Annotated in this window: 6 protein-coding genes and 1 tRNA gene; all 7 read left to right on the plus strand. The window is 36.7% G+C overall.

Annotated features, from left to right (window positions below; genetic code table 11):
* The first annotated feature begins 110 nt into the window (after positions 1–110).
* The 7 genes from hisG to AB1349_12450 all read left to right on the plus strand — a co-directional run bounded on the left by hisG (position 111) and on the right by AB1349_12450 (position 5672).
* The gene (gene hisG, locus AB1349_12420) at positions 111–989 is read left to right on the plus strand and encodes an ATP phosphoribosyltransferase (GenBank protein MEW6558133.1); all 879 of its coding nucleotides are present in this window, start codon (positions 111–113) and stop codon (positions 987–989) included.
* 44 nt (positions 990–1033) lie between these two features.
* The gene (locus AB1349_12425; protein ID MEW6558134.1) at positions 1034–1405 is read left to right on the plus strand and encodes a four helix bundle protein; all 372 of its coding nucleotides are present in this window, start codon (positions 1034–1036) and stop codon (positions 1403–1405) included.
* Complete coding sequence (gltX, locus tag AB1349_12430; protein MEW6558135.1) at positions 1402–2847, plus strand: glutamate--tRNA ligase; 1446 nt, start codon at positions 1402–1404, stop codon at positions 2845–2847. The genes AB1349_12425 and gltX overlap by 4 nt, the downstream gene beginning before the upstream one ends.
* The gene (locus tag AB1349_12435; GenBank protein MEW6558136.1) at positions 2838–4520 is read left to right on the plus strand and encodes a glutamine--tRNA ligase/YqeY domain fusion protein; all 1683 of its coding nucleotides are present in this window, start codon (positions 2838–2840) and stop codon (positions 4518–4520) included. The genes gltX and AB1349_12435 overlap by 10 nt, the downstream gene beginning before the upstream one ends.
* Entirely contained in the window at positions 4513–4812 is a 300-nt protein-coding gene (locus tag AB1349_12440; GenBank protein ID MEW6558137.1) for a DUF1844 domain-containing protein, read from the plus strand. The genes AB1349_12435 and AB1349_12440 overlap by 8 nt, the downstream gene beginning before the upstream one ends.
* A 110-nt stretch (positions 4813–4922) precedes the next feature.
* A tRNA-Gln gene (locus tag AB1349_12445) sits at positions 4923–4993 on the plus strand.
* Positions 4994–5048: 55 nt separating this feature from the next.
* Complete coding sequence (locus AB1349_12450) at positions 5049–5672, plus strand: DJ-1/PfpI family protein (protein MEW6558138.1); 624 nt, start codon at positions 5049–5051, stop codon at positions 5670–5672.
* The last annotated feature ends 171 nt before the right edge of the window (positions 5673–5843 follow it).

Below are 5843 nucleotides of genomic sequence, written 5' to 3' on the forward strand. Positions count from 1 at the left end.
TGCTTTATGAGGAAGTGTTATTGAAGAGCCGTGTGTGGGCAATCTGCAAGCACGGTTCTGCGAGGGGCACGACAGCCCGATAGGGCTGTCACCACAAGGAGGTTATAAAGATGTCTACTCAACAACTTAAATTAGGGCTGCCAAAAGGGAGTTTACAGGAGGCGACTTTTGAGCTTTTTAGGAAAGCGGGGATAAAAATTTATGCATCGGAGCGTTCTTATTTTCCATCCTGCGATGACGACGAACTTGAAATTATGCTTGTCCGTTCACAGGAGATGGCTAAATATGTTGAAGATGGTGTGTTTGATTGTGGGATTACTGGATACGACTGGATTTGCGAGTCAAACGCAGATGTAAAGGAAGTTTGCGAACTTGTTTATGCCAAAAGTGGATTTCGTCCTGTGAAATGGGTTCTTGCGGCACCTAATACTTCAAAGATTAAAAAATTAAAAGACTTAAACGGAAAACGAATTGCAACAGAACTTGTAAATATCGTCAAAAAATATCTCATCAGAAACAAAGTAAAAGCAGAAGTAGAATTCTCTTGGGGTGCTACAGAAGCAAAAGCACCTCAACTTGTTGATGCTATTGTTGAACTTACAGAAACCGGTTCGTCACTTCGTGCTAACAACTTAAAAATTATTGACGAGATTCTAATATCTACAACACGGCTGATTGCAAATAAAAAATCTATTAAAAACAACTGGAAGAAAAAAAAGATTGAGAATCTAGCGATATTGTTAAAAGGTGCGCTTGAAGCATCAGGAATGGTTGGCTTAAAAATGAACCTTGAGGAAAAAAATATCGCTAAAGTAATGGATATTCTGCCAGCACTTAAACGACCAACAATTTCGCGGCTTACAATTCCCGGCTGGGTTGCGTTAGAAGTAATCATTTCCGAAAAAATTGTTAAAAAAATAATCCCCGAATTAAAACGAGCCGGTGCAGAAGGAATAATAGAATATCCATTAAATAAAGTGATATACTAAAAAGGCGTTCTCTGGTTCTTGGGTTCTTTGGTTTTTGAGTTAATATGAGTAAGATTGAAAAATTTGAAGATTTATTTGTATGGCAGGAAGCAAAAAAGTTGGTTAGCATGATTTATCAGTTATGTCAGAAAGATATACTGAAAAAAGAATTTGGACTAACAGAACAAATAAAAAGGTCATCTGTTTCAGTTATGGCAAATATTACCGAAGGATTTGGTAGATATTCATTTAAGGAAAGCAAACAGTTTTACAACAATGCACGTGGTTCTTTAGCAGAAACACAAAGTCATTTATATGTAATAAAAGAAATATCAAAATTAAACGAACCGGATTTTGAATTGGTTTATATTCAAAGTGTCAAAGTGAACAAACTTATAAATGGGTTAATTACCAATATCATAAAAAGAACAAGATGAACTCTGAAACCCGAGAACTCAAGAACTCAAGAACTGTCGTTGTCCGATTTGCTCCATCACCGACAGGTTTTTTACATATAGGTGGATTAAGAACCGCATTGTATAATTATTTGTTTGCCCGACATAACAACGGAAAATTTTTACTACGGATTGAAGATACAGATAAAACCAGATATGTAGAAGGTGCGGTTGAAAAACTTTTAGAGATATTAAACTGGTGTGGACTTGAATATGACGAAGAGCCAGTTATTCAATCTCAGAGACTTGACATCTACAAATGCTACATTGATAATCTTCTTGAAAGAAGATATGCTTACAGATGTTTCTGTACACCAGAACGGTTAGAAAAATCAAGAAAAATACAAATTGCCAGAAAACAAACACCTAAATATGATGGTTTATGCCGAAAAATTCCACAAATAGAATCAGATAAACTTTCAGAAGAAAAACCATTCACAGTAAGAATGAAAATACCGCTGGAGGAAATAAAATTTACAGATATTATCCGTGGCGAAATAAAATTTGATGGCGCTTTGATTGACGACCAAATCATCTTGAAATCCGACGGCTATCCGACATATCATCTCGCGAATGTTGTAGACGACCATCTGATGGGTATTACGCATATTATCCGCGGTGAAGAATGGCTTTCTTCAACGCCGAAACATATCCTTTTATACAGATATTTCGGCTGGACAGCACCACAGGTTGCACATCTTCCGTTATTATTAAATCCTGATAAATCCAAATTAAGCAAACGGCAGAGTGATGTCGCAGTAGAAGATTACCGAGATAAAGGTTATCTGCCAGATGCACTTCTGAATTATGTTGCGCTTTTAGGCTGGTCAACTGAAGACAGCCAGCAACTTTTTGAGAGAGCAGAACTTATACAGAAATTTTCGCTTGAACGCTGTGGAAAATCTGCTGCTATTTTTGATACCCAAAAACTGTTATGGATGAACGGCGAGTATATCAGAAAAATGTCAGTTGCTCATTTAGCTAAATGTGCAACTGAGTTTTTAGAACGAAAAGGAGTGAGCATAACCGATTCTGAATTTTTTCAGAAATGTATCGCACTTGAACAAAAAAAGTTTAACACTTTGAATGATATTTTGCAACGCGTTGATTTCCTGCTAAATGATGAGTATAATACAGATACTGATGCAGTTAAAAAAATTTTGGGAATACAGGGTATTTCTGGTTTAATTAAAGAATTGAAAGAAAAAATTATACAGATAAAAGTTTATGATGCTCAAGAATTAGAAAATCTTTTTAGAAGTTTTGCTGATGAGAAAAAAATCAAAACATCCATTATTTTTCATGCAATTCGTGTAGCAACTTCAGGTCGGCTGGAAGGACCGAGTTTGTTTCATTATTTAGAACTTTTAGGAAAAGAAAAAGTTGTAAATAGAATAGCAAAATTTCTTGAAAGATGTCACTAAATTTTATTACAGAGATTATTGATGAAGATATCAGAACTAACAAATACAACGGTAAGGTGCATACACGTTTCCCGCCGGAGCCTAATGGCTATCTTCATATCGGGCATGCAAAATCTATCTGCTTGAACTTTGGGATTGCACAAAAATACGGTGGGCTTTGTAATCTCAGATTTGATGATACCAATCCTACAAAAGAAGAAACGGAATATATTGAGTCAATAAAAAGAGATGTTCGGTGGCTGGGATTTGACTGGGCTGGAAGGGAGTATTACGCGTCAGATTATTTTGTGCAACTTTATGAGTATGCTGTTCAATTGATTAAAAAAGGGAAAGCATATGTATGCGACCTAACTGCAGACGAAGTTCGTGAATATCGCGGCACATTTACTGAAGGTGGAAAAGAAAGTCCGTACAGAAATCGGTCTGTTGACGAAAATCTTTCGTTATTTGATAAGATGCGTAAAGGTGAATTCCCAGAAGGTTCTAAAGTGCTCAGAGCAAAAATTGAGGGTGGGCTGGCATCACCAAACATTAACCTGCGAGACCCAGTAATGTATCGTATTCTAAAAGTTCCACATCCAAAAACAGGCACAAAATGGTGTATCTATCCAACATACGACTGGGCACATGGTCAATCAGATTCTATTGAAGGGATTACGCATTCAATCTGTACTTTAGAATTTGCAGACCACCGTCCTTTATACGATTGGTTTATCAACGAGTTAGAAATTCATCATTCTCGCCAGATTGAATTTGCTAGGTTGAATTTAAGTTATACAGTTCTAAGTAAACGAAAATTAAACGAACTTGTTAAAGGTGGTTATGTAAACGGCTGGGATGACCCCAGAATGCCAACAATATCGGGCTTAAGAAGACGCGGATATACACCTGAATCAATCCAAAATTTTTGTGAACGAATTGGTGTGGCAAAAACGGATAGCACTGTAGATATCGGTTTTCTTGAACATTGTCTTAGAGAAGACTTAAATAAAAAAGCGCAACGGGTAATGGTAGTTTTGCGACCTCTGAAGGTTGTGCTTACAAATTATCCTGACAACAAAATTGAGGAACTGGACTGCGTGAACAATCCAGAAAATTCAGCAATGGGCATCCGAAAAGTACCGTTTTCTAAAGTGTTGTATATTGAGCAAGATGATTTCAGAGAGAATCCACCGAAACACTTCTATCGGCTGTCACCCGGGCAAGAGGTTCGGTTAAGATACGCATACTTTATCACCTGTGAAAAAATTATCAAAGATGAAAAAACAGGCGAGATAATTGAACTGCATTGCAGATATGACCCGGAAACACGCGGAGGCGATTCGCAAGATAAAAGAAAAGTGAAATCTACTTTGCATTGGGTATCTGCCGCTAATGCTATCCAGATTGAAGTACGTCTTTATGAAAATCTTTTTACAAAACCTGACCCGAATAATACTGAAAACGGCGAAGATTTTAAAAAATGGCTGAATCCAAACTCGTTGAAAGTCCTGCTGAATTGTTATGCAGAGCCATTTCTTAAAACAGCAAAGCCGGGTGAGCGATTCCAATTTGAACGATTAGGCTATTTTTGTGTTGACTCTGATTCTACGGATACAAAAATTGTATTTAACCGAACAGTTACCTTAAAAGATGTATATGCAAAAATAATTAAGGAGGATAAAAATGGCTGAACAGGAAAAGAGCGGGAAAGTAAACGAGTACTTTTTAAGTCTGGTGCTTTCACTATCAGCAGCAGCAATCCAGCAGATGGGCAAAATCGCTAATCCGTTAACAAACAAGATTGAAAAAAATTTGGAGCAGGCAAAAATCTCTATTGATATGATTGAGATGCTTGTTGAGAAAACAAAAGGGAATCTTACACAGGAAGAAAACCATCTTATCGCATCTACACTGTCTGATTTGCAATTAAACTTTGTTGACGAGTTAGAAAAAGATAAAAAAACAGAACATCGTACTAACTAAAAAGGCGTTCTCAAGTTCTTAAGTTCTAATGTTCTTATGTTTTAAAATTTTGCTGTTTTTACCACAAACATATGAACTTATGAACATATGAACTTGTGAACTGTTGTTATTGCCGGGTAGTGTAATGGTAACACAGATGGCTCTGGACCATCCGTTCCAGGTTCAAGTCCTGGCCCGGCAGAATCAAAGCAAAAGGCGTTCTTAAGTTCATAAGTTCTAATGTTCAGGAGAGGGAAATGAAAAGATTTTTAGTGCTGGTAATTGTTGCTATTTTAGCAATATCTTTTTTGGAAGCGGTGGCTAAAAAGAAAACCAAAAAAAAGGGGGTGAGACCCAAAATGAAAAAAATTGTGATGATTATCGCAAAAGATGGGTTTAGAGATGAGGAGTATTTACAACCTAAAGAAATTTTTACAAACGCAAAAATTGAGATTGTAACTGCAGCATCATCAACAGGTACCGCAAAAGGTATGCTCGGTGCAACACAAAAAGTTGATATTACAATTGACCAGATTGATATAAAAAGTGGTGGATATGATGCGGTGATTTTTGTTGGTGGTGTGGGTTCGTCTGAATACTGGGACAATTCAGTTGCGCATAAAATTGCACAGGAAACAGTGAAACAGAATAAAATTCTTGCAGCAATCTGTATTGCACCGGTAACATTAGCAAGAGGGAGCTTATTAAAAGGCAAGAAGGCAACAGTTTTTTCGTCAGAAGCAGAAGAACTGAAAAGTTCAGGCGCACTCTATACTGGCAAAAATGTAGAAGTTGATGGAAATATAATCACCGCGTCAGGTCCACAGGCAGCAAAAGAGTTTGGCAAAAAAATTCTGGAATTACTTACAATAAAAAAATAAAAAAAATCTAAAAAGTACAAAAACAAAAAAAACACTTGACAAACTGCATATTTTTTGTTATATTTTTGTCAGAGGTTAAAGAAATGGTTAACAGTGCAGTCATTGCGAGGAATGAAATGACGAAGCAATCTCAGAGCACTAGTCGCAGGTTAAAACCTGCGACTACACTAA

This window comes from Elusimicrobiota bacterium, assembly GCA_040757695.1.
Classification (GTDB): domain Bacteria; phylum Elusimicrobiota; class UBA8919; order UBA8919; family UBA8919; genus JBFLWK01.